Origin of the sequence: Halobacillus sp. ACCC02827 (genome assembly GCF_030291935.1) — a bacterium.
Lineage (GTDB): Bacteria > Bacillota > Bacilli > Bacillales > Halobacillaceae > Halobacillus.
Genome location: NZ_CP128168.1, coordinates 1,505,379 through 1,528,591 on the forward strand (window position 1 = coordinate 1,505,379; position 23,213 = coordinate 1,528,591).

General features: G+C 46.7%; 21 protein-coding genes. 14 read left to right on the forward strand and 7 right to left on the reverse strand.

The window, feature by feature from the left end; all coding sequences use genetic code 11:
* The first annotated feature begins 34 nt into the window (after nt 1-34).
* Nucleotides 35-1,324, forward strand: coding sequence for a hemolysin family protein (locus QRD89_RS08085; protein WP_286096708.1), 1,290 nt, complete (start codon nt 35-37; stop codon nt 1,322-1,324).
* 98 nt (nt 1,325-1,422) lie between these two features.
* Here the strand turns inward: QRD89_RS08085 and QRD89_RS08090 are convergent, their stop codons facing one another.
* Nucleotides 1,423-2,262 (reverse strand): mechanosensitive ion channel family protein, encoded by an 840-nt coding sequence (locus tag QRD89_RS08090; RefSeq protein ID WP_008640442.1) that lies wholly within the window; start codon nt 2,260-2,262, stop codon nt 1,423-1,425.
* 342 nt (nt 2,263-2,604) lie between these two features.
* Between QRD89_RS08090 and QRD89_RS08095 the strand changes: the two genes are divergently transcribed.
* The 5 genes from QRD89_RS08095 (at nt 2,605) to QRD89_RS08115 (ending at nt 9,647) form a co-directional block, all read left to right on the forward strand.
* Nucleotides 2,605-4,362: an ABC transporter ATP-binding protein gene (locus QRD89_RS08095; protein ID WP_008640443.1), complete on the forward strand. Its 1,758-nt coding sequence runs from the start codon at nt 2,605-2,607 to the stop codon at nt 4,360-4,362.
* A gap of 15 nt (nt 4,363-4,377) precedes the next feature.
* A complete protein-coding gene (locus QRD89_RS08100; protein ID WP_286096709.1) occupies nt 4,378-6,201 on the forward strand; it encodes an ABC transporter ATP-binding protein in 1,824 nt (607 codons plus the stop codon).
* Between the two features lie 254 nt (nt 6,202-6,455).
* Nucleotides 6,456-7,817, forward strand: a complete 1,362-nt coding sequence (locus QRD89_RS08105) for a cytochrome ubiquinol oxidase subunit I (protein WP_026577534.1) — start codon at nt 6,456-6,458, stop codon at nt 7,815-7,817.
* Nucleotides 7,814-8,827 (forward strand): cytochrome d ubiquinol oxidase subunit II, encoded by a 1,014-nt coding sequence (locus QRD89_RS08110; RefSeq protein ID WP_062513301.1) that lies wholly within the window; start codon nt 7,814-7,816, stop codon nt 8,825-8,827. The genes QRD89_RS08105 and QRD89_RS08110 overlap by 4 nt, the downstream gene beginning before the upstream one ends.
* A gap of 154 nt (nt 8,828-8,981) precedes the next feature.
* The gene (locus QRD89_RS08115; RefSeq protein ID WP_008640449.1) at nt 8,982-9,647 is read left to right on the forward strand and encodes a potassium channel family protein; all 666 of its coding nucleotides are present in this window, start codon (nt 8,982-8,984) and stop codon (nt 9,645-9,647) included.
* Between the two features lie 159 nt (nt 9,648-9,806).
* Here the strand turns inward: QRD89_RS08115 and QRD89_RS08120 are convergent, their stop codons facing one another.
* The 3 genes from QRD89_RS08120 to QRD89_RS08130 all read right to left on the reverse strand — a co-directional run bounded on the left by QRD89_RS08120 (nt 9,807) and on the right by QRD89_RS08130 (nt 11,633).
* Nucleotides 9,807-9,950: a hypothetical protein gene (locus QRD89_RS08120; RefSeq protein ID WP_161484896.1), complete on the reverse strand. Its 144-nt coding sequence runs from the start codon at nt 9,948-9,950 to the stop codon at nt 9,807-9,809.
* Between the two features lie 63 nt (nt 9,951-10,013).
* On the reverse strand, nt 10,014-10,418 hold the full coding sequence (locus tag QRD89_RS08125) for a M67 family metallopeptidase (protein WP_008639056.1): 405 nt from the start codon (nt 10,416-10,418) through the stop codon (nt 10,014-10,016).
* A 6-nt stretch (nt 10,419-10,424) separates the two neighbouring features.
* The gene (locus QRD89_RS08130; protein ID WP_008639057.1) at nt 10,425-11,633 is read right to left on the reverse strand and encodes a hypothetical protein; all 1,209 of its coding nucleotides are present in this window, start codon (nt 11,631-11,633) and stop codon (nt 10,425-10,427) included.
* A 315-nt stretch (nt 11,634-11,948) separates the two neighbouring features.
* Here QRD89_RS08130 and QRD89_RS08135 point away from each other — a divergent pair, with 315 nt between their 5' ends.
* From QRD89_RS08135 to QRD89_RS08155, 5 genes are all read left to right on the forward strand, one after another.
* Nucleotides 11,949-12,635 carry a BMQ_0737 family morphogenetic spore coat protein gene (locus QRD89_RS08135; protein WP_008639059.1) on the forward strand — a complete coding sequence of 229 codons (687 nt, stop codon included), beginning with the start codon at nt 11,949-11,951 and terminating at the stop codon, nt 12,633-12,635.
* A gap of 97 nt (nt 12,636-12,732) precedes the next feature.
* Nucleotides 12,733-13,284, forward strand: a complete 552-nt coding sequence (locus QRD89_RS08140; protein ID WP_008639060.1) for a hypothetical protein — start codon at nt 12,733-12,735, stop codon at nt 13,282-13,284.
* On the forward strand, nt 13,277-13,558 hold the full coding sequence (locus QRD89_RS08145; RefSeq protein ID WP_008639061.1) for a hypothetical protein: 282 nt from the start codon (nt 13,277-13,279) through the stop codon (nt 13,556-13,558). Before QRD89_RS08140 ends, QRD89_RS08145 begins: the two co-directional genes overlap by 8 nt.
* A 29-nt stretch (nt 13,559-13,587) precedes the next feature.
* Nucleotides 13,588-15,051 (forward strand): hypothetical protein, encoded by a 1,464-nt coding sequence (locus QRD89_RS08150; protein WP_286096710.1) that lies wholly within the window; start codon nt 13,588-13,590, stop codon nt 15,049-15,051.
* A 167-nt stretch (nt 15,052-15,218) separates the two neighbouring features.
* A complete protein-coding gene (locus QRD89_RS08155) occupies nt 15,219-16,940 on the forward strand; it encodes a pyruvate oxidase (RefSeq protein WP_062513310.1) in 1,722 nt (573 codons plus the stop codon).
* A 53-nt stretch (nt 16,941-16,993) separates the two neighbouring features.
* Here the strand turns inward: QRD89_RS08155 and rnjA are convergent, their stop codons facing one another.
* Both rnjA and QRD89_RS08165 read right to left on the reverse strand, forming a co-directional pair.
* A complete protein-coding gene (gene rnjA, locus QRD89_RS08160; RefSeq protein WP_008639064.1) occupies nt 16,994-18,664 on the reverse strand; it encodes a ribonuclease J1 in 1,671 nt (556 codons plus the stop codon).
* 3 nt (nt 18,665-18,667) lie between these two features.
* On the reverse strand, nt 18,668-18,877 hold the full coding sequence (locus QRD89_RS08165) for a DNA-dependent RNA polymerase subunit epsilon (RefSeq protein WP_008639066.1): 210 nt from the start codon (nt 18,875-18,877) through the stop codon (nt 18,668-18,670).
* A gap of 426 nt (nt 18,878-19,303) precedes the next feature.
* On the opposite strand from QRD89_RS08165, the gene QRD89_RS08170 reads away from it, so the two are divergent.
* Entirely contained in the window at nt 19,304-20,083 is a 780-nt protein-coding gene (locus QRD89_RS08170; RefSeq protein WP_286096712.1) for a Cof-type HAD-IIB family hydrolase, read from the forward strand.
* 122 nt (nt 20,084-20,205) lie between these two features.
* Here the strand turns inward: QRD89_RS08170 and def are convergent, their stop codons facing one another.
* On the reverse strand, nt 20,206-20,760 hold the full coding sequence (gene def / locus QRD89_RS08175) for a peptide deformylase (protein WP_286096713.1): 555 nt from the start codon (nt 20,758-20,760) through the stop codon (nt 20,206-20,208).
* Nucleotides 20,761-20,941: 181 nt separating this feature from the next.
* Here def and QRD89_RS08180 point away from each other — a divergent pair, with 181 nt between their 5' ends.
* Nucleotides 20,942-21,625, forward strand: coding sequence for a YkyA family protein (locus tag QRD89_RS08180; RefSeq protein WP_008639072.1), 684 nt, complete (start codon nt 20,942-20,944; stop codon nt 21,623-21,625).
* Between the two features lie 501 nt (nt 21,626-22,126).
* Nucleotides 22,127-23,209: a pyruvate dehydrogenase (acetyl-transferring) E1 component subunit alpha gene (gene pdhA / locus QRD89_RS08185; RefSeq protein WP_008639074.1), complete on the forward strand. Its 1,083-nt coding sequence runs from the start codon at nt 22,127-22,129 to the stop codon at nt 23,207-23,209.
* Nucleotides 23,210-23,213 lie beyond the last annotated feature (4 nt).

The following is a 23,213-nucleotide window of genomic DNA, read 5'->3' on the forward strand; positions in this document are numbered from 1 at the left end:
GTAGGCTTGATGTATGCAGGAGGAGGGTTTGCGGATGGAAACCACCATAAAATTAATCGCCGTTGCATTATTGATTGCATTGACGGCATTTTTCGTTGCCAGTGAGTTTGCTATCGTTAAGGTAAGAAGGACGCGTTTGGAAGCGAAAGCGCAGGAAGGAAACAAGCGGGCTGAGATGGCGCTGAAGATCGTCCGAAACTTGAACTATTATTTATCTGCCTGCCAGCTGGGCATTACGATTACGGCGCTGGGTCTAGGGTGGCTCGGTGAACCGACGCTTGAAGTGCTGCTCCATCCACTGTTCGGTTCCCTTTCGCTGCCGGAAGGCTTTACAAATACGCTTTCCTTCGCTGTCGCTTTCTTTGTCATCACTTTCCTCCATGTTGTTTTAGGAGAGCTGGCACCGAAAACCGTAGCGATACAAAAAGCGGAACAGCTGAGTCTGCTTCTGGCGCGGCCGCTTCTCCTTTATAGTAAAATTATGTACCCTCTGATCGTTCTTTTGAACGGATCAGCTAATCTGCTTGTCCGCCTGCTCGGATTTGGAGTCGTCAAGGAATCGGAAGAGGTACACTCGGAAGAAGAACTCCGCCATATTTTGACGAAAAGTTACCAGAGCGGAGAAATCAACCACTCCGAGTTCACGTATGTAGACAGGATATTTGAATTTGACAATCGAATGGCGAAGGAAATCATGGTGCCGAGGACAGAGGTGGTCGTCCTTGATGCTCACCAATCCATTGCCAGTGCAGAACGAGAAATGAAGCAGAACCGCTTTACCAGGTACCCGGTCGTGGACGGGGATAAAGACAACGTAATTGGTTTAATTCATATGAAGGAACTTTTATATGAAGACGGCTCCAAAGATATAAACATCCGGCCGTATATCCGCCCGATTATGAAGGTGTTCGAGAATGTACCTATTCAGGAAATACTCGTCAAGATGCAGAAAGAGCGGAGCCATATCGCTTTACTGATCGATGAGTACGGAGGTACTGCCGGTATCATCACGATTGAGGATATTATTGAGGAAATCGTCGGAGAAATCCGGGATGAGTTCGATGCTGCGGAGGAGAGAAATATCAAACGCCTGAAGAATGGTCACTTCCTTTTGGAAGGAAAGACGCCGCTTCAGGAAATCAATGACTACTTTGATCTCCACCTGACCGGACAGGATGTCGATACCATAGCAGGATGGGTCTATATGAAAGATTATGAAGCAGGACAAGGGACGGTGCTCGAAGCGGAGGATTATCAGTTCCGCGTGATCGGTGTCGACAGGGGGCAGATCAAAAAGGTGGAAGTGATCCGGGGTTACGAATAAAAGGTCCGGCCGGAGGGTCTTGAGAATTGAGAATAGCATGAACAAGCGTATAGGACATTCCTTCGCCAATAAAAAAAGACCCCATCAGGGTCTTTTTTTTATGCTTCTTTGCGTATGTTAACTTGATGTGGGTAGGGGATTTCGATGCCGGCAGCGTCCAGGGCTTCCTTCATCGCTTTTCTCATATCGCGTTCCACTGCCCATTGTTCCATGTTCTCTGTCTTTCCGAGGATACGGATAACGACATCGGAAGAACCAAGGCTTTGGACGCCAAGGACGTTCGGACCTTCTTTGAAACGCTCATCGGACGCAAAGTCATCAGCCACCTTCTGAAGTACCGCCATAGCTTCGTCAATATTCTCGTCATAGCCGATGCCAATATCAACAAGGGCGCGCATATTTCCGCGGGAGTGGTTCGCCACGCCTGAAATGTTGCGGTTCGGTACGAAATTGAGCGTACCGTCAAAGCTGCGGATCTTCGTCGTGCGGATACCTACCTCTTCCACGACTCCGTCGTACCCGCCGGCAGTTACGTAATCATCGACTTCGACCTGACGCTCCAATAATAAGAAGAAACCGGTCACGATATCGGACACAAGTCCCTGCGCACCGAAACCGATCGCAAGTCCAAGGATACCGGCACCGGCAAGAAGCGGTCCGATATTGATGTCGACAGCAGTGAGCAACATCATGATCAGAATGGCGATCAATACATAAGAAAATAAATTGACACACAAACGATGAAGGGTTTTTGTGCGCCCCTCCGATAATTTCCGCTGTTGACCCATCCGATCGATTGCGGCACCGATCGCTTTCGAACCAAGCGGTTTGACGATAGCAAACGCAATTAATAATACGATGATTTCCAAGCCGACAGAAATAAGGCTGTCCACCAGCTCTGCCGCATTAAATTTAAATCCCTCTTCAAAAATGTTCAAAGTCAAAACTCCTTCCTGTCTTCCAATTTCTACTGCTCCTACATAGGATATCGGAAATCACAGGGGGATTTCAACGATTAAGAATGAATTTGTAGATAGATGTCGAATGCTTGCTGCCGTATTACTTCTTTTTTCAGCCTTTCTCAGCATTTCTTATTACCTCAGGGTGTATCGTTCTTCCACAATAAGATGGAATTCTTAGAAAGTTGTTTGAAGGTAAAGAACAGAAAATTTTAAAAATTGGGTCGAATAGGTGGAAAAATATTTCGATACCCGATATATTTATAGTTATGTTCCGAAACAAATTTCCCATCGGACGATAAACAAAAAGGAGGGGCATCTATGGAAACATTCAGGAAATTAAAGGCATTCTACTGGCCCTATCGGAAATATTTCTTCTTATCTCTATTCTCACTTTTCTTTGTGACGGCTATTACAGTCGTCTATCCCATTGTTCTGCAGGTGACCATCGATGACGTCGTGGCAGGGGGACGGTACGAGTGGATCCCTTACATCTGCGCGGTTTTCCTCTTGTTGATGGTAATCAAGGGTATTGCTACTTATTACCATCAGTATCTCGGCGATTACTTCGGGATCCGCTCTGTCTATCGCCTGCGTGACGGGCTGTACAAGAAATTGCAAAGGCTTTCTTTCAAGTATTACGACAATGCGAAGACGGGAGATTTGATGTCGCGCTTGACGGCGGACGTCGAAGGGTTCCGTTTCTTTCTGTCCATGGGATTCTCGGAGCTCGTTCGTATCGTCCTGCTCATCCTTATCAGTTTAAGCGTCATGTTTTATTTCTCTGTACCTCTTGCGCTCATTACGATGGCTGCTATGCCTTTTCTTGCCGTGGTCGTCTACCGCTTTGAAATTCAAGTCCACCCCGCATTCCGAAGAATCCGTAAGTCATTCGGGAAGTTGAATACAAGGGTGCAGGAAAACATCAGCGGCATGAATACGGTCAAATCCCTTTCCCGCGAGAATTTCGAAATCGGTCGTTTCTCGGACAGCAGCAGCGATTATCGCTCTAAATTCATTACATCTTCCAACATCTGGGCAAAGTTCTTCCCTCTGATGGAATTCATTGGAAATGTGAGCGTCGTCGCACTTCTGGCTTACGGCGGATATTTAGTTGTCAATGGCTCGCTGCAGCTTGGGGAGCTGGTCGCTTTCTTCAGTCTCGTCTGGTATATCCTGGGGCCGCTCATGAACATCGGTTTCGTCATCAACCTGTTTTCTCAAGCCAAAGCATCCGGAGAGCGTCTGCTTGAGATATTAGAGGCGGAAGAAGACATCCAGGAGAGGGAGGACGCGCTGTCCGTTGATCGTCTAAATGGCCATGTCACCTTCCGCGATGTCACCTTAACGTATGTCGAAGGGGATGATTCCGCATTGAAGCATATCTCTTTTGATGCGCCTCCCGGCAAAACGATCGGCCTGATCGGACCGACTGGTTCGGGAAAAACGAGCATTACCCAGCTGATTACACGCTTCTATGAACCGGAGGCGGGAGAGGTGCTCATCGATAACCATCCTGTTTCGGATTATGGTTTGAAATCCCTGCGGAAGAATATCGGTTTTGTTCTTCAGGAGTCTTTCTTGTTTTCGACGACCATCAGGGAAAACATCGCCTATGGCGATCCTGATGCTTCCGAAGACGCAGTGATCGAGGCAGCCAAGCGTGCTCAGGCACACGACTTCATCATGGAAATGCCCGACGGCTATGATACGCTGCTCGGTGAACGGGGGATGGGACTCTCCGGTGGTCAAAAACAGAGGATTGCTATTGCACGCTCGATTCTAATCGACCCGGCTGTCCTCGTTCTCGATGATGCAACATCCGCGGTTGATATGGAAACAGAATTCCAGATTCAGAAGGCACTAAAGGAAGTGATGAAAGGGAGGACGACGTTCATCATCGCCCACCGGATTTCTTCCTTAAAGCACGCGGATGAAATCCTGGTGCTGGAAGATGGAGAAATCAAGGAGCGTGGTGTCCATGATGATCTCTTACACAATAACGGCCCATATCAACGGATCTATGATATCCAATACCAGGATAAAGAAAAAATACTGAACGCATCCAACGTTTCGTAAGAAGGAGGAGTGAAGATGTCTGCTGAAAAAACAGAAACGAATAAGCATTTGAATCGTTTCAAATATACACAGGACCAGGCCATTGAGAAGCCGTTTAACTGGGGACAAATGTGGCGTCTGCTTGCTTACATAAAGCCGTACGCCAAGACGCTGCTGCCAATCTCCATCATTGCAATGCTGGTCTCGACGCTGGTCCGGCTTGTCGTTCCAATCCTGATCGGAAAAGTGGCCATCGATATAGCGATTAAAGACGGCAATACCAATTTATTGATCGAGCTTGTCGTTGGAATCGCCGTTTTATACGGGCTCAGCTATGTCGGCAATATTCTTCGGATTAAATATGTCAACATCCTTGGTCAAAACGTCATATACGATTTGAGACAGCATTTGTTTTCCCACGTCCAGCGCTTGTCTCATAAGTTCTTTGATTCCAGATCCGCCGGTTCTATTCTTGTGCGGATCATGAACGATATCAACTCCCTTCAGGAACTGTTCACAAATGGAATTATCAATTTATTGATGGACATCGTCATGTTGACCGGAATTATTGTCATTCTATTTGTGCTGAGTCCAAAGCTTGCCCTCGCCGTCCTTGTCATCATGCCGATCATGTTTTACATTTCGACGAAGCTCAGGCGTAACATACGCCGCTCCTGGCAGGATGTGAGGATCCAGCAGTCGCGCTTGAATTCCCATTTGAATGAGAGTCTGCAGGGTGTAAGAATAACCCAGTCGTTCTCACAGGAGAGGGAAAATACGGAATACTTCGATGGTGTCAACAGCGACACCTTCGCATCTTGGAATACGGCGTCTAGAAAAAGTGCCATGTTCCGGCCATTCGTCGAGATGAGTAATGCCGCAGGTACCATTATTCTGGTCGCATTCGGAGCTCATCTTATCCTTGAAGGCGATGTGGAAATCGGTACTTTCGTATCCTTTGCCTTCTTCCTGGGAATGTTCTGGGAGCCGATTTCACGTCTCGGTATGGTCTACAATCAGCTGTTGATGGCCATGGCCGCATCCGAGCGGATCTTTGAATTTCTTGATGAGAAACCGAATGTGGAAGAAAAGGCCGGCGCTGTTACTTTGACAGATATGAAAGGTCACATCGAATTTGATCACGTCCGGTTCGCCTATGATGAGAAGCGAATTGCTCTCCATGACATAGAATTGGAGATGAAGGCAGGGGAGACGGTAGCCCTCGTCGGCCATACCGGGTCCGGTAAATCGACCATCGCGAACTTAATCAGCCGCTTTTATGACCCGACGGGAGGTTCTGTGAGAATCGACGGTGTCGATCTTCGTGATGCGACCATCGATAGTGTCCGCCAGCAGATCAGTGTCGTCCTGCAGGATACATTCATTTTCTCAGGGACGATCATGGAGAACATTCGCTTCGGACGACCCGGTGCATCCGATGAAGAAGTCATGGACGCTGCGAAGGTTGTTGGAGCCGATGGTTTTATCCAAAGACTCAGTGAAGGATATCAAACGGAAGTTGAAGAGAGAGGAAGCATTCTGTCTGCAGGGGAAAGGCAGCTCTTATCCTTCGCCCGCGCCCTTCTGGCTGATCCGAGGATTTTAATACTGGATGAAGCGACAGCGAGTATCGATACGGAAACAGAAGTGAAAATCCAGCAGGCGCTGAAAAGACTTCTGAAAGGCCGGACAGCCATCATGATCGCTCACCGATTGTCGACGATCAGGGAAGCAGACAACATCTTCGTACTCGAGCAAGGGAAAATTTTAGAGCACGGGTCGCACGAGGAACTGATGGATGCTAAAGGGGAGTACTACGAATTAGTCAAAGCCCAGTTCCGCATGCTCGATGCTATGTAATTCCATTGGATATTCATTTCTTGTAAATATGGAAGCCGTCAGTCATGACGGCTTCTTTTTTTGTGGAAGATTCTGTTACGATCCGTGCCGGAAGGGGTAAACGAGTAATGTCGAACGGAAGGATTTTTGAAGGAAATGTGAAGTTTGTGAAGTATGTCACAAAATCGTCAACACTGACTGCCCACGAAGTGGAATGACCGCATTATACTAAGTGTATCGGATAGATTACCACGAGTTCGTTAGGAGGAAGATTCATGTTCGATTTTGATAACGTCGCCGTAAGTCAGTCACTGACGGCGATGACTCTATTATTCCATGCTATTTTCGCAACGATCGGAGTCGGTGTTCCTGTGCTCGTTTCCGTCGCTGAATTTATCGGGATCCGGAAGAAAGATCCTCACTATACATTACTGGCAAGACGATGGACCCGCGGTTATACCATCACCGTAGCCGTTGGGGTCGTGACTGGAACCGCGATCGGCCTGCAGCTTTCTTTGATCTGGCCGAGCTTTATGCAGATCGCAGGTAACGTCATTGCTCTGCCGCTCTTTATGGAGACGTTCGCCTTCTTCTTCGAAGCGATCTTCCTGGGCATTTATTTATATACGTGGGACCGGTTCAAAAACCCGATCCATCACTGGCTTTTGTCCATTCCTGTGGTGATTGGAGGGACGATGTCCGCCTTTTTCATCACGACGGTCAACTCCTTCATGAACACGCCGCAGGGATTCGACCTGGAAGGCGGTCGTTTCACGGCAGTCGATCCAATTGCAGCGATGTTCAACCCTGCAACTCCGACAAAGGTGTTTCACGTCGTATCTTCATCCTATTTGACAGCAGCCGCCATCCTTGCTGGTATAGCCGCTTTTATTATTTTAGTGAAAAAAGGAAGTGCTTATCATAAGAAAGCTTTGAAATTAACGGTTTCCATGATGTTCATTTTTGCTATTCTGACGGCTCTTGCCGGGGACTTATCAGCGAAATTCCTTGCTGAACACCAGCCGGAGAAGCTTGCTGCAGGAGAATGGCACTTCGATACGGAGGAAGGAGCAGACCTTGTCGTTTTTGGAAGACTTAATGAGAATAATGAGGTGGAGAACGCCATCCGTATTCCAAACGCTCTGAGCTTCCTTGCTCACGGCGATTTCCAGGCGGAAGTAGAAGGTCTGAATGAAACTCCTGAAGAAGAACGTCCGCCGTTATGGATACACTATATGTTCGATCTGATGGTGACGATCGGATTTTACCTGCTCGGCATTTCCCTGTTGTTCCTCGTGTTCTGGAAAGTGAAGAAGTGGAATACGTATCATCCGCTGCTTCTTTGGGGAATTGCGCTTGCCGGACCATTGTCCATGCTCGCCGTCGAATTCGGGTGGATATTTGCGGAAGTCGGCCGGCAGCCATGGATTCTGCGCGGGTTTATGACCGTTGCCGAGGGTGCGACGACCTCACCTTATGTCACCCAGATGTTTGTCCTGTTCGCCGTCCTTTATTTGGTGCTTGCCCTCGGGTGTATCCTTACCCTGCGAAAAATCTTTAAGGGGAGACCAGCCGAGCTTGAAATGGAACGACGATATCCGCAGGTGGCAGCAGCGAGAGAGGAGGCCGATGAATGAACTATGAATTGATTGGGATCAGCGTCTTGTGGCTGTTCCTTTACGGGTATTTAATCGTAGCATCCGTCGACTTCGGCGCTGGTTTCTTCGCCTATTATGCCAGGTTGACGAAGCAGGACCATGTGATAAATAAACTGATTTCCCGCTATTTATCTCCTGTTTGGGAAGTGACGAACGTATTCTTTGTGTTCTTCTTCGTCGGTCTGATCGGATTCTTCCCGGATATGGCCTACTATTTCGGTCAGGCCATGCTCGTTCCGGGCAGCATCGCCATTGTTCTCCTTGCCATTCGCGGCTCATTCTACGCGTTTGAGAATTATGGATCGAAAAATAACAGCTTCTACATGTTCCTGTACGGGGCGACCGGACTGCTTATTCCGGCTGCGCTTTCGACCGGGTTGACGATCTCGGAAGGGGGTTACATCGAAGAGACGGCGGACGGGGTTCACCTGCTCGTCGGAGAACTGTTGACCAGCCCTTATTCCTGGAGTGTCGTGTTCCTTGCGATTGTTTCCGTTCTGTATATCAGCTCGATGTTTCTCAGCTATTACGCTCACAGAGCGGACGATCAGCCTGCTCTTAATCTCGTCCGTCGTTATGCCTTGTTTTGGAGTTCCCCTACGATTATCGCCAGTCTGACGACATTCATTGCCCTCAGTCAGCAGAACGAGGAGCATTTCAACAAGGCGCTTGATCTGTGGTGGGTATTCGGCCTCTCTGTCGCCGCCTTTATGCTTGCCGTCTTTCTCGTATATAGAGGGAAACATTATGGATGGGCGTTCATCGCCGTCATGGTCCAGTTCTTCTTTGCCTTCTTCGGCTACGGAGCTTCCCACCTGCCTTATCTATTGAAGCCTTTCGTAACCTTGACAAGCGGAGTGACAAATGACGCGATGGCTGTTGCACTTGTCATTGTATTCATCGCAGGGCTTTTGTTACTCATCCCTTCCCTGATCCTGTTGATGCGCCTGTTCCTGTTCGATGCAGAATATGTAAAAGGGAAAAAATAGATACAGGGTCTAATGATTGGAACGTCTGCAGCAGCGGGCGTTCCTTTTTTATGCTAACCTTGTGAAAGGAAGATCGATCGGTACTGGCATAACATTCGCCTTTCTTTTATGATAGAATGGATGTACATTTGGCCTGATAAATGGAGGAACAATCATGAAAAAAGAATTTGCAGTCATTGGACTGGGTCGTTTCGGCGGCAGCATATGCCGTGAGTTGAGCAGGGAAGGGATGGAAGTGCTAGCCCTTGATCTGGATGAAGATAAAGTCAACGAGTACAGAGATATCGCTTCTCATGCCGTCATCGCTGATTCAACGGACGAACACGTTTTAAAAGAACTGGGATTCCGCAACATCGACCATGTGATTGTCGCGATTGGTGACAACATCCAGGCGAGTATGCTGACCACTCTGATCCTTAAGGAAATGGGAATCAAAACAATTACGGTTAAAGCGCAGAATGACTACCATGAGAAAATCCTGAACAAGATCGGAGCCGATCAAGTTGTCCACCCGGAACGGGATATGGGGAAACGGATCGCGCACAATATCATTTCCAATAATATTCTGGATTATATCGAGCTTTCTGATGATCACAGCGTCGTCGAAGTGAAGGCCGGCAGTAAAATGAGCGGAAAAACGCTTGTTGATCTGGATATCCGTGCCGAGTACGGATGTAACGTCGTGGCAATCAAACGCCATAAAGACGTTATCGTTTCTCCGATGGCAAGTGAAGAAATCCGGGAAACGGATGTCCTGATCGTCATCGGGGCCGATAAAGATATCAGCCGGTTCGAGAAGAACCTCGTTGTTGAAGATTAAATCATTACGAAGAAGCCCATCCTGCAGGATGGGCTTCTAATATATATATGAAATATTTATGATTCATTATCGTCTGGCTCAGGCATGGAGGGCTCCTTCAGCCCTCGATTGTACTCTTCGATCGTCCATATTCTCATTCGGAGGTGAGAAGGGAACGAGTTACCTTTTTTTCAAGCAGCATCCGCCGCGTCTTACCGGGCGTTGTACTTTTGTTTGCGGTGATGTTTCAATGACAATCGGCGTGCTGGACTTCTTAACAGACCTGCTGCTTTGAACTTGTCTTCTCACTCTTCTAGCTTTCACGAATACCTCTCCTTATGGTTTGATAATGTATTATAAGAAAAAATGCGGAAAATGGGAGGGCATTTATCGCTTTTTAATTGAAAAAGGGTGTTCGTCACATGTCCTGTTTTTAATGGTGAAACATCGCATGTGTGGAGGATTGGTCTTGTAAGAAAGAATGACCATGATGACATTATCGTCGGGGTGGTGAAGGAGATCTGTATAAGAGGGATAAGGTGCTGTATCAGGGTGAGTGTGATAGATCGCCAACACCTTATGTCCCGCATGACTCACATGTTCCAACGTTTGTGCGACTACCTTGGCACTGACAAAAAAACGGTTTCTAGCCTTCCATTCGTTTTCCAACGGCCAGACGGATAGGATCACTCCTGGTTCCTCTCCGGCCAATAAACCACAGGCTTCGAGCGGCCATTCCCTGCGTCCGTGCTCCATTATCTGTTCATACTGCTCTTCAGACAGTTCGATCATGGAAGCTCACAGCCTTCTTTGAAAGAATGAAAAGATCGAAGCACGCTCTCGCTTCTTCGGTGCATCTTCGTCATTCTCCTGCGTGAATGATTCCACTTTTCGACCGCGTGCAGGCAGGGATTTAGGTCTGTTGGCAATTCGAAAAGAGGCCATCTTAGGCTTATCATCCGCTTCTTTATGAGGAAGCGTCTCTTTAATGGAGAGGGCTTTCTGGTTGGACTCTTTCTCCAAGGGTTCCGGATTCTTCGTGACAGTCTTCTGGACTTTTTCTGGTTTCCTGTTTTCTTCTAATCTCTGGGCGGTTTCTTCACCGTTTTTTTTTCGAATGATGGTGTTCTGGTTGAAGTCCATAGCAGAATGACCGGGCATCCGTCTTTTTCCTGGCTTATTATTTCCGGATTCAGGGAAAGAGATGCCATTCTGTTGAAAGCCCTGCTGGTTCTGATAATAGGATGATTGCTGCTGATACCCTGGCTGCGACATAGGTGGGTAATAATCGCTTCTGCCTGTATGGTACTTCCGTGAAGATTGCAGCATGCTTTGAAGTTTTCTGTACTCCGACGTTTTCTTCGGTGCAGGTGCCTGCTCTCTTGGTTCTTCAATCGGCATTTCCGGAACTTGTTGTCTTGAATGAACCAGCTGTTCTCTCAAGCCGTCGAGTTCTTCCTTCAGACGGTCCACTTCGCTTGTTTCCGTCTGCTTGCTTGGAACCTGCTGGTTTTTCAACGAAGCCAATTCTTCTTTTAACCGCTTCACTTCACTTGATTCCGTTTCTTTCTGTCTGTGCTGCTGTTCTTTTAGCTGCCTTAATTCTTCTTTCAATCGACTTACTTCTCCCGATTCATCCTGCTGCTTCGACCGCTCCTGTACCTCAATTACCCGATTCATTTTTTCCATTAAGTCGTGGACTTGAAGGCGGTCCATCTTCTCCTTAATGAAATCGATGTCGCGTTTTAATGTACTGACGGTGTCGTTCACAGATTGCAGCTGGGCAGCCAGCTGATTCGTTCGTTGGTCTGCACTGTAGTGGTACTCTTCCATACGTTTCATTACTCCTTCGAATTTATGATGGAACCCATCGGATTCCTGTTTCATTAGAAGGTAGTCGTCGGCTATGGTTCCTGTTTTGATGGAGTGGAGCATTTCCTTGTAAAGGGATAATTTCGCTTTCATGGTTTCGATCGCTTCCGGACTGTACGTGTTGTTCAGATCCATTACTCATCACCCTTTTGCAGCACATTAATATACTATTGATGAACCACCAATACGTGACAAATGTGCCGATTTTTCTGACACGCATGACCTTGGAAATCCGTCCTGTTTTTTTTCTTACTATTGTATGCAGCACGGAACAAAAAAGTAGTTGTTTGTATCGGACAGTCACACATTTCCATTTGTCGCATTTATTATGGGTGTTCGCACAATTCGCAAAAGCACACCAAATATCAGCGATAGCACTAGACCCAACTGTACACTTGTTCATATGCTACGAATGAAAGAGAAAATCTTATTCGGAGGTGTTTGCAAATCATGCAAGCAAAAAATTTAATGGGGGGCCAAGAGCTCCTTTGTATCAACACAGAAAAAGTTTACGACTGGATTATCAACGAAGCGTCTTTTGATTTGACGTTGGGTGATTTCGATCTACCGGTCGGACCGACAGGAGATTTGCTGGAGTGTACAGATATCGAGAATGTCACTTGTGTCGTAGAACCGGCAGAAGTAGACCCTATCGAAATCGTAGGTCGTACCGATCAAGAATTGGTCGTTGATGGAACATTGTTGACTCTGCAGTTGGTCAACATTCGTAAAAACTTCACCGTGACTGTTCTTGTCGAGCTTATCCCTGAACTTGGCGGCGGTACTATTGAAGTCGGTTCTGTCGACTTTACACGTTGTGAGCAAGTGCTTCTATGTGCGCCGGATGGAACAGATGTCGATGTTTCTTATACAGATCTCGACTGCTTCATCTGTAACTTCTCCTGTGAGGAAAATGGTTCTTTGGAAGACACATTGACTGACGTTACTGTAACGGTTCGTCTGTGCCAAAGCATTCAGTCCACATACGACGTAACGCTAGAAATCGTAGCGGACTTCTGCCAACCGCGTGATATTCTTCCAATCCCGCCTTGCCCTGCTCCAACCATCCCACCTCAATGTCCTGTATTGTTCCCGAATGTGGACGATGGCCCGGGACTATCCGGTGATAAGTGCTAATACTCAGGCATAGAATCAAAGAGAGGATTTCTTCCTCTCTTTTTTCTTTTTGTCTTAATTCGGCTCCTTGTGTTCAGACAGTACGGAGGTGAAACACATGAAAGGATCGGCTGAGCTGCTTTCTGAATGGCAGCAGAAACAGAAGCGCTACATGGAAGCATTTCGAGATCGGATCAAGGAATTGGAAAAGGCGAGGTCTTGGAAGGTGATCAGCTATTTTACATACTCGGTTCACCTTGCGCATGACAGATCAAAAGAAAGCATTCTTCTTGGAAGCTATCATATCCATAATATCGGTGAGGAACCTTTCGTGGATCCTTACATCTGTCTTCAATTGTCGGAGGACTCCCCCTTTCAGTTTTCCGGGAAGTATCTGTACAAAGATTCGATTCAGAAATTGCAAATGTCCGGGGCTTGGGAACGTTTGAATGAAGCAGACAACAAAACAGAGTATTGGCTGCGCCCTTCCGGAAAGCAGCTCATCTCTCCGGGAGAGAAACTGACCTTCTCCAATTTTCAAATGAAATGGATCGCAGATAAGAAATATGCGGGGAGTCTGAATGGATACACCTATGGAGAGGAGGCGAAGGAGGGGATTCCTTCGCTCAATCAAATCAACCTTAGTGGGGAGGGGGATGCAGGTGGATGAGCTAGACCTCCAGTTGGTGCTTCGTAAATGGCTGAAAGAATGGATGACCCGTCAAGTAACGAGGTTGAAAACAGACGAAGAGAAGCGGAGTCAAAGCTTTGTTTTTCTGGATGACGACACCATCCAGATGATTCTTATGATGTTGGCCATGAATCAGCGTCATGGATGGAATGCTGAAAAGGTAACAGACAACACGGAGGATAGGCAGGCGGTAAAGCAGTACATTGAGGAGAGCGAACGGGAGTGGACCGATTTACTTTCCCGTTTGAATTGAAATGAATTCCTACCTGGGGGGTTATGGTTATGGAGAAAGATACGATCCTTCTACAACAGAAGATCATTCATTTCAAGTCGGAACTGGCAAAGTACAAGGAGAAAGTGAAAGATTATCAGGAGAATTATCACTATGCCCTGCTGGAGAAGCTGAAAAAAGAGAATACCGCCCTTCGTGACAGGGAAGAACAGCTGCAAAAGGAAAAAAGTGTCGCAACCCAGGAATCTGTCAAACGCATCCAGGGGATGGAACAGCAAATTGCCAGTATGGAAAAGGCGAAACAAACAATGGAGGAAGAAACGGCGTTATGGAAAGAGAAGGCAGCGAGGTTCCAAAAAGATTTTGAATCCGCACAAACCCGTCTCATTCGTCTGCAAAAAGAATCATCTGCTTATCAATATCAGCTGAAGCAGGCTGAAAAGCATTCGGAGGAAAGAGAATCCTTATGGAAGGAAGAGCGTTCCCTTCTAAAAGATAAGCTTGCAGCGGAAAAGAAAGCGAAAGACTCGTTGTTCCGAAAGGCTCAAGGTCTGAGAGAAGAAGCGAAAGACCAGCGGGAATATGTCCAGGAAGAAAGACAACAGAAGCATAACTGGAAAGCAGTTTACCTGGAGAACAGGACGCGGGCAGCAGGGCTGGCACAGGAGAATGCGGAAATTCAAAAACGATTGGAGGCAGCGGAACAGGAGGCAGCCGTTTGGAAAGATCAAGCGAAACAATTGGAAACGGAAGTCCGGAAGGCGGAAGGGGAATTGGCCAGAACAGCAGGGGAGTCTGCAGCGACTGTTTCTGAATGGAAGCTTCGGGAACGTCAATTTCAGAAGGACATCATCCGTTTGAAGCAATCAGCACAGGAAAAACAGCAACTCCTTAACATAAGGGAAGAAGAGCAGGAACGACTGGAGACAGAAAATAAGGAGCTCTGCTCGGATATCAAATACTACGTGTATTATACAAAACAGCTCGGCGATCTTCTCTCCGGCGCGGAGGTGGATTTGAATAAACAAAGAGATGTAGTCCGGGAGTTGGAACAATCGAAAATTAAAGCAGAAGACGAATCGAGACGCATCGGAAGGGAACTGGAGACGAAGGTTGCTGCTTTAAAGCAACTGGAAGATGAGCAGCATACCCGTAATCAGGAAAGAAGGTTGTGGGAAGAAGAACGACAGAACTATCAGTCTGATGTCGCCGACTTAAAGAGGCAGCTCAAGGAGGCTCATGAACAAGTGGAGGAACTGCAGATGATCCAGACTCATCTGAAAAAGCAGAATGAAAAGGTCCTCGGCATGTTCTCCAAGGAAGGAAGCGCGGATACTCCCAGCGATATCCTGTCCGTTCTAGATGAGCAGATGAAGAATATCCTCGGACAGACGTTCGAGTATGAAGAACAGCTGGATTCCAAAATCATCTTCATGGAAGCACTGGAAGAGAAAATTGATCAGCTTGGTAAAGAGATCCTTCAGATGGAAGAACGGGATGGTCAGGAAGATTGAACGAACGAAGGGCACGCCGGGAGGCTGCTCTTTTTTTGTGCGAAAGATTCAACGGAATCAGGAGAAAATAGGACCAGTATCTCCTCGATTTGTTTAAAGCTTTGCAGGAAAGGAAATAAGAACCATTAGAAGCTATTATATTGTTCACCAGAGAAAGGATGAGACAGATGTTTGAAAAGCGTACAGGAGAAGTGATCACACAGCAATTGATTGATTGGGGGGTGGACCACATCTATGGAATGCCCGGCGATTCCATTAACGAGCTGATGGACGACCTTCGAAAGAGACAGGAAGAAATATCCTTCCTGCAGGTCCGTCATGAAGAAACCGGAGCGCTTGCGGCTGCAGCTTATGCGAAACTCACCGGAAAGCTTGGAGTGACTCTCTCGATTGCCGGCCCCGGCGCTGTTCACTTACTTAATGGATTGTATGATGCCAAGGCGGATAAAGCTCCTGTACTTGCCCTTGTCGGACAGGTACATAGTGAAGAGGTGGGGACAGGTGCTTTTCAGGAAATCAATTTGGAGCGCATGTTCGATGATGTTGCGGTGTTCAACCGCCGTGCGGAAACAGAAGCACAGCTTCCCGATCTCTTAGATCAAGCGATTAAGGAAGCTTATGCAAACAAAGGGGTCTCCGTTCTCATCGTACCGGACGATCTGTTTGCAAAAAAACAAAAGAACGAACCGCGTTTGACTGCCGGAACCTACTATCGTCCTGAGATCGTTCCCAATTCGGATCAGCTGAAAGAGGCCCGGCATTTAATCGAGCAGGCGGAGAAACCGCTCATTCTTGCCGGCCAAGGGACGAAGGATGCATCCGCTGAGTTGATTCAATTCGCAGAGACGATCCAGGCTCCTATCGTTATGAGCCTTCTTGGTAAAGGAATCATCCCGGACAATCATCCGTACTGTCTAGGGCAGCACGGTCAGATCGGCACAAAGCCTGCCTACCATGCAATGAAGGAAACCGACCTTCTCATTCTCATCGGTACGCAATTCCCGTACCGTGATTTTCTTCCGGAAGAGGTGAAGGCGGTCCAAATCGATAACAAGCCGGAAAACCTGGGCAAATACTATCCGATTGAGCTTGGTCTTCCTGGAAACAGCAAGGAGACTTTACAGGCGCTGATCGAACTGATTACTCCAGTGGGGGAACGCGGCTATCTTCGTCATTATCAGGAAAAGATGAAGGATTGGCGGATTGCGCTTCAGGAAGAGAAACGTTCCACAAAGGACCCGCTCCATGCACCACAGGTTATGTATGAGCTGGAGAAGCATATGGAATCCGGTGCGATCATATCCGGAGACGTAGGAAATGTTACCGTATGGCTTTCCCGATTCCTGCATCTTGTCAATCAGAAGTTTCTCATGTCCGGCTGGCTTGCTACAATGGGGAGCGGCCTGCCGGGAGCACTGGCTGCGAAACAAGCCTTCCCGGATAAACAGGTGATCGGCGTTTCCGGAGACGGTGGCTTTTCCATGGTGATGCATGACTTTGTTACAGCCGTTAAGTACGATCTTCCGATTAAAATGATCATTCTAAACAACAGTAAGATTGGAATGATCAAATACGAACAGGAACAGATGGGGCATTTAAATTATGCGACGGACCTTGGGGAAGTGGATTTTGCCAAGTTCGCCGAAGCTTGCGGGGGAGAGGGATACCGCATTCGCTCCTATGAAGAATTGGAGCCGAAAATGAAGCAGGCTTTCGTATCGAATAAGCCGGTCATCATTGATGTCGTTATCGAAGATCAGGCGCCTCTTCCTGGTAAAATTGATTACACCTCAGCGGTCAATTTCTCGAAATATATCGTTAAGAACTTCTTTGAATCCGGGACGCTTGATCTGCCGGATATGAAAAAAGCGCTCCAGCGCCTGACTTGATCAAAAAGAAAAACCCGCGCCGGGTCATCCCGGCGCGGGTTTTGTTCATTCGATCATACTTCCATAATGATTGGAAGAATCATCGGACGACGCTTCGTTTTTTCAAACAAGAACGGAGCGATCGTATCCGTGATTTCGTTTTTGATTTCTGACCATTGCGTTGTACGGCGTTCCATGACTTTCTCAACATGAGAACTTACCAGCTTCTGTGCTTCCTTAATCAAATCTTCGGATTCTCTCATGTAAACGAATCCGCGGGAAATGATGTCCGGGCCGGAAGCGATTTTGAATTCCTTCATATTAATACTTACGACGACGATGACAAGGCCTTCTTCGGAAAGAATACGGCGGTCGCGTAGTACGATATTACCGATATCACCAATTCCGCTGCCATCTACATAGACAGAACCGGAAGGGATCTTACCTGCGATGGAGGCTTCGTCTTTACCAAGGGCAAGCACGTCACCGTTGTCCATAACGAAGCAGTTCTCTTCTTTGACATCACAATCAAGGCTGAGTTTCACATGCTCTTTCAGCATGCGGTATTCTCCGTGGATCGGCATGAAGAATTTCGGCTGCATCAGTCGGAGCATCAGTTTCATCTCTTCCTGACTACCGTGTCCGGAGGTATGGATGTTTGTCAATGGACCGTGAATAACATCGGCACCTGCACGGTAAAGCTTGTTGATCGTACGGCTGACACTGATCGTGTTTCCAGGGATTGGGGAAGAAGAGAACACGACTGTATCGCCAGGCTGGATTTGGATCTGACGGTGGGTACCGTTTGCGATCCTTGACAGGGCAGCCATCGGTTCACCTTGGGAACCGGTACAGAGAATGACGACTTCATTAGCCGGCAGACGGTTGATTTGTTGAGCATCAATGAACGTATCCTTAGGGGCACGGATATATCCAAGTTCCTGACCGATGCGGATGGAAGATTCCATGCTCCGTCCAAAAACAGCTACTTTCCGATTATTCCTAACGGCTGCTTCCACTACCTGTTGAAGGCGGTGGATGTTTGAGGCGAACGTTGCGAAAATCAAACGACCGTTATCCATACGCGTAAAGATATCCTGGATGCTTTCTCCTACGACACGCTCTGACTTCGTAAAGCCTGGTACTTCACTGTTCGTACTGTCGGAAAGAAGAGCAAGTACACCTTCTTTACCGATTTCCGCCATTTTAGCGAGGTCTGCAGGTTCACCGACAGGGGTGAAGTCGAATTTAAAGTCTCCCGTGTGAACGATGTTCCCAGGCGGTGTCTTAACAACTACACCGTAGGAATCAGGGATACTGTGTGTCGTGCGGAAGAAGGACACGGATGTTTTACGGAACTTGATGATGTCATCTTCCTGAATTGTATTCAGTTTCGCACTGCGAAGGAGACCGTGTTCATCAAGCTTGTTGCGAATCAAGCCGATGGCAAGCTTCCCTGCATAAATTGGAATGTTAATTTCACGCAGCAGGTAAGGGATACCGCCGATGTGATCTTCGTGTCCGTGTGTGATGATAAGCCCTTTGATCTTATCTTGGTTCTGCACGAGATACGTATAATCCGGAATGACATAGTCGATACCGAGTAGTTCATCTTCCGGGAATTTAATACCAGCATCAATGAGGATGATTTCGTCTTGGAATTGAACTGCGTATGTGTTTTTACCAATTTCACCGAGTCCGCCAAGGGCGAATACGGCTGTCTGGTCATTCTTCACGAATTTCATAAATTAAAATGTCTCCAACGCGAAATCTTCGGATTGCTTCTCATATCCCAGGTGATCCTCATCAAGCACCTGGATATATTCAATATTGAACCCTTTATCTTTTAACTTTTCTCTGACTTCTCTCTCTGTTTCCGCTTCCACATACATGGAATTCGTATGTTCACGGACAGGAACTTCTGTTGCCAGTTCCTGATACAAAACTTTGAATATCATTGCACTATCGCTCCTAACTAGATATAATTTCCACATTCTTGTCCTTCCATCATCATAGCACGTTTCGAACCCGCATGGTAATGATAATGATAGTCACAGGTGTTTCGCTGCACCTGGACAATGGTATTACGCGTATGTTTTACGATTCATTAAATTCTTCCAACGTTTTCTAAGCTTCCTTCTTAGACGCTTCATCATATGCATCCATCCCCTTTCACCAGATGAAGAAAAGCGCCAAAAACGTTAAAACCGCCCAATCCCTGTTATCTCTAGTATAATACGGTTTGTGGAAGAATGAAACATTACATTTTATATTTTGTCGTTATCGTTTGTTTTTCTTCTCAAACTTATCCACTCATGCTACAGTATAGCCAAAGAAGACACTATGTTAGTATAAATGTGGAAATCCATGTAGGAGGATCTGGTATGACAAATAAAAAAATCGCCTTCTTCGATATAGACGGCACCCTGCTAGACCATGATAAGAAACTTCCTGAAAAGACAAAACAGGCCATACAGAAATTGAAAGAGCAAGGGGTATACTGTGCCATTGCCACCGGCCGTGCCCCGTTCATGTACAAGAGCTTGCGAGAAGAACTTGGAATCGATTCCTATGTGAGCTTTAACGGACAGTACGTAGTTTTTGAAGGGAAAGAGATTTACAAAAACCCACTTTCAGAAGAAGCACTTCAGAAGCTGCACGTCCACGCAGAAGAGAATGACCATCCGATGGTCTTTATGAACGAAGAGGAGATGAGAGCGTCTACGCCTGATCATGACTCTATTCGCCAAAGTCTCGGCACGCTTCTGCTTGACCATCCTACTGCAGATGAAGGTTTCTACAGCGGTCGTAACATCTATCAATCCCTGCTTTTCTGTGAAGGAAGAGAAATTGAACAATATGAGGAGGCGTACGAGGCATTCGACTTCATTCGCTGGCATCCGCTCTCCTGTGATGTTCTTCCTAAAGGCGGATCTAAAGCGGAGGGAATTAAGAAAATGATCGAAGCAGCCGGCATGACCATGGAGGATACGTACGCTTTCGGTGACGGACTCAACGACATTGAAATGATTTCAGAAGTCGGAACCGGGGTAGCTATGGGGAACGCTGTACCGGAAACGAAGGCCGTAAGTGACTACGTTACGACGGACGTTTCGGAAGATGGTCTGTCCCACGCCATTTATGAGCTTGGTTTATTGAAGTAACCGAGAGGAAATAAAAGAAATCAAGCATAAAAAAATCCGGGTGATCATCTGAGATAGACGATCACCCGGATTTTTTGTTCTATAGAAGCGATTTGTCTTTCTTCTATACATACAGAGGTTTCTCATCGGTCGGCGGGTGTAGCATTCTCCGGCTCTTTGAAAGGATTATCCATATCAATATGATCGTAGAACATGACGCCGTGCAGGTGATCGATTTCATGTTGAAATACGATAGCTGCGTAATCTTTCAGACGCAGCTTGACTTCATTACCTTCAAGATCTGTGCCCTTTACGGTGATTCGGCGGTGACGAGGGACGTAGCCGGGTACTTCTCTGTCAACAGAGAGGCATCCTTCCCCTGATGTCAAATACGTCTTTTCAACGGAATGACTGACAATTCTCGGATTAAACAGACCATAACTGTAGAGCTTATCCTTCATGTCCGTGAAGTGTACGGCAAGCATTCGTTTATTCACGTTGATCTGCGGAGCTGCCAGACCGACACCTGGTCTTAAGCCGTACCGGCTGCACACCTGGTCATCCTGGCTGTTCTTCAAGTATTGAAGCATTTCTTCCAACGTCTCTTTATCCTCTTCGGATGGTGGGAGGGAGACTTCTTCGGTCACGGTTCTCAAAGCGGGGTGACCTTCCCGGACGATATCATCCATCGTAATCATCTACAACATCCTTTCTGGAAAACAAGTTCTACAATAGCACGCCGGTTCCATTAAGAAAACCATCGGCCATCTATTTGGTAACATTTGTGAAAAGGTGTTTCCATTTAATATCATTTATTATACTATGGTAGATATGGCAAGATTACAATACGATTACGTAGAAATTCAAGGGGGAAGAGCTGTGCCGAAACGTATGCTGATCGGAGGCCTGGGTGCTGCTGCAATCTTGCTGTCTGCATGTACGGGGACGTCCGCACACGAAGCGATGTACGATCATTTGGAAAAAGCGGTTTCTTTGGAAGATGCATTCCGCGACCAGCAGCAGCCGATGGTGGAGCTGGAAGAGAAGGAACAGAAACTTTACGAAGAGATCATTGATCTTCAGACGGACCAGATGGATCAAATCAAAGAGAAGTCCAAGGAAGCCTCTGCTATTGTAGAAGATCGGAAGAAGAAGCTGAAACTGGAGAAAGAGAGCATCGACGCAGCCAAAGAGGAGTTCGATAACATAGATGGTCTTGCAAAAGACTTGGAAGAGGACAAGGCCGAAGCGAAAGACGAGGCCGAAGCCCTCGTAGAAACAATGGATCAGCGCTACGATACATACCAGACTCTTTACAGTGCTTACACAAAAGCCCTTCAGCTGGACGAAGAGCTCTATGATATGCTTCAGAAGGAAGATTTGACGCAGGAAGCCATGCAGGGCCAGATTGAGAAAATCAACGAGAGCTATCAGACGGTTATGGATAAGAATAAAGAATTTAATGAATATACGGACGCCTACAATAATAAGAAGAAAGAACTTTACGATGCCTTGTCCTTAAATGTGGAATATGAGGATCATGAAGAATCCAAGGAATCCTGAGAAGAAGCCGCTGCTGTTGCAGCGGCTTCTTCTATTGCTTATAGAAGAGAAGGGCATGGGTGGGTGATTATTAAGTTAACACTGTGAAAACTCCCCCTTTCACACACGGGGAAAATGTTATACTTTTCATTTGATTCTTGATAAGAAAAAACGTAGAATTAATACAGGCAGTAATTTCAGGTGATACAGTATAGTTGTTTTCATCGACAGAATCAGCTGCTTTCCGATTGCTGTGTGTTTAGTCTCGTACTATATAAAGAATATATACTGCGAAGTGATTGACGAATGATGACGAATTGAGCTAAACTACATAGTGGATTGACATTGTACCATTGAATTTTGCTTCTTGAGTGTAACAGTTTATATGGTATTCTCTGTATGATTAGTTCCCTAAACGACGGGGTAAAAACGTAAAGAGCAAATCGGTACAGTTTTTTTTCATATTTGGGAAAGCTACTCACAGCATCCATTTTAAAATACGAAAGGAAAGGGTGAAACACTTTGAAACGAACTCTTGAGAACATCGAAAATCAGTTCGAAACGTTTCAAATCCTGAATGAGGAAGGCGAAATCGTAAATGAAGATTACATGCCTGACCTATCAGACGAAGATCTAAAAGAAATTATGCGCCGTATGGTTTATACGCGTATCCTGGACCAGCGTTCTATCGCGCTTAACCGCCAAGGACGTCTTGGTTTCTATGCACCAACAGCAGGGCAGGAAGCTTCCCAGCTGGGTACACAATTTGCATTGGAGAAAGCGGACTTCATTCTCCCTGGTTACCGTGATGTACCACAATTGATCTGGCACGGCCTTCCACTTCACAAGGCGTTCCTATTCTCTCGTGGACACTTCCAAGGGAACCAAATGCCTGAAGGCGTTAACGCAGTAAGCCCGCAAATCATCATCGGAGCGCAGATCACTCAGACTGCCGGTGTTGGACTTGGCTATAAGAAACGCGGAGAGAACGCTGTAGCAATCACTTACACAGGTGACGGCGGTGCGTCTCAAGGTGACTTCTACGAAGGTATTAACTTCGCAGGTGCTTTTGGTGCGCAAGCGATCTTTGTCGTTCAGAACAACCGTTTCGCAATTTCCGTACCTGTTGAAAAGCAATCTGCTGCACAAACGATTGCTCAAAAAGCAGTAGCTGCAGGAATTGAAGGTATTCAGGTAGACGGTATGGACGTTCTTGCTGTTTATGCTGCAACGAAAGATGCTCGTGAGCGTGCCGTAAACGGAGAAGGTCCGACATTGATCGAGACGCTTACTTACCGTTATGGTCCACACACAATGGCCGGAGATGATCCGACTCGTTACCGTACGGAAGATCAAGACAGCGAGTGGGAGAAGAAAGATCCAATCGTTCGTTTCCGTAAATTCCTTGAAGCGAAAGGCCTGTGGTCTGAAGAGGAAGAAAACGAATTGATCGAAAAGACAAAAGAAGAAATCAAAGCTGCCATCAAGGAAGCTGACAATACTCCGAAGCAGACAGTTACTGATTTGATCGGTATCATGCACGAAGAGCTTCCATCCAACTTGAAAGAACAATTGGATGAATACAAAGAAAAGGAGTCGAAATAAGACC

Excerpts from the sequence above, each read along its gene's own strand:
- QRD89_RS08100 (WP_286096709.1), top strand. The coding sequence starts at position 4,378 with ATGTCTGCTGAAAAAACAGAAACGAATAAGCATTTGAATCGTTTCAAA.
- QRD89_RS08085 (WP_286096708.1), top strand. The coding sequence starts at position 35 with ATGGAAACCACCATAAAATTAATCGCCGTTGCATTATTGATTGCATTG.
- QRD89_RS08095 (WP_008640443.1), top strand. The coding sequence starts at position 2,605 with ATGGAAACATTCAGGAAATTAAAGGCATTCTACTGGCCCTATCGGAAA.
- QRD89_RS08135 (WP_008639059.1), top strand. The coding sequence starts at position 11,949 with ATGCAAGCAAAAAATTTAATGGGGGGCCAAGAGCTCCTTTGTATCAAC.
- QRD89_RS08115 (WP_008640449.1), top strand. The coding sequence starts at position 8,982 with ATGAAAAAAGAATTTGCAGTCATTGGACTGGGTCGTTTCGGCGGCAGC.
- QRD89_RS08130 (WP_008639057.1), bottom strand. The coding sequence starts at position 11,633 with ATGGATCTGAACAACACGTACAGTCCGGAAGCGATCGAAACCATGAAA.
- rnjA (WP_008639064.1), bottom strand. The coding sequence starts at position 18,664 with ATGAAATTCGTGAAGAATGACCAGACAGCCGTATTCGCCCTTGGCGGA.
- QRD89_RS08165 (WP_008639066.1), bottom strand. The coding sequence starts at position 18,877 with ATGATATTCAAAGTTTTGTATCAGGAACTGGCAACAGAAGTTCCTGTC.
- QRD89_RS08170 (WP_286096712.1), top strand. The coding sequence starts at position 19,304 with ATGACAAATAAAAAAATCGCCTTCTTCGATATAGACGGCACCCTGCTA.
- QRD89_RS08125 (WP_008639056.1), bottom strand. The coding sequence starts at position 10,418 with ATGATCGAACTGTCTGAAGAGCAGTATGAACAGATAATGGAGCACGGA.
- QRD89_RS08150 (WP_286096710.1), top strand. The coding sequence starts at position 13,588 with ATGGAGAAAGATACGATCCTTCTACAACAGAAGATCATTCATTTCAAG.
- QRD89_RS08105 (WP_026577534.1), top strand. The coding sequence starts at position 6,456 with ATGTTCGATTTTGATAACGTCGCCGTAAGTCAGTCACTGACGGCGATG.
- QRD89_RS08155 (WP_062513310.1), top strand. The coding sequence starts at position 15,219 with ATGTTTGAAAAGCGTACAGGAGAAGTGATCACACAGCAATTGATTGAT.
- QRD89_RS08140 (WP_008639060.1), top strand. The coding sequence starts at position 12,733 with ATGAAAGGATCGGCTGAGCTGCTTTCTGAATGGCAGCAGAAACAGAAG.
- QRD89_RS08110 (WP_062513301.1), top strand. The coding sequence starts at position 7,814 with ATGAACTATGAATTGATTGGGATCAGCGTCTTGTGGCTGTTCCTTTAC.
- def (WP_286096713.1), bottom strand. The coding sequence starts at position 20,760 with ATGATTACGATGGATGATATCGTCCGGGAAGGTCACCCCGCTTTGAGA.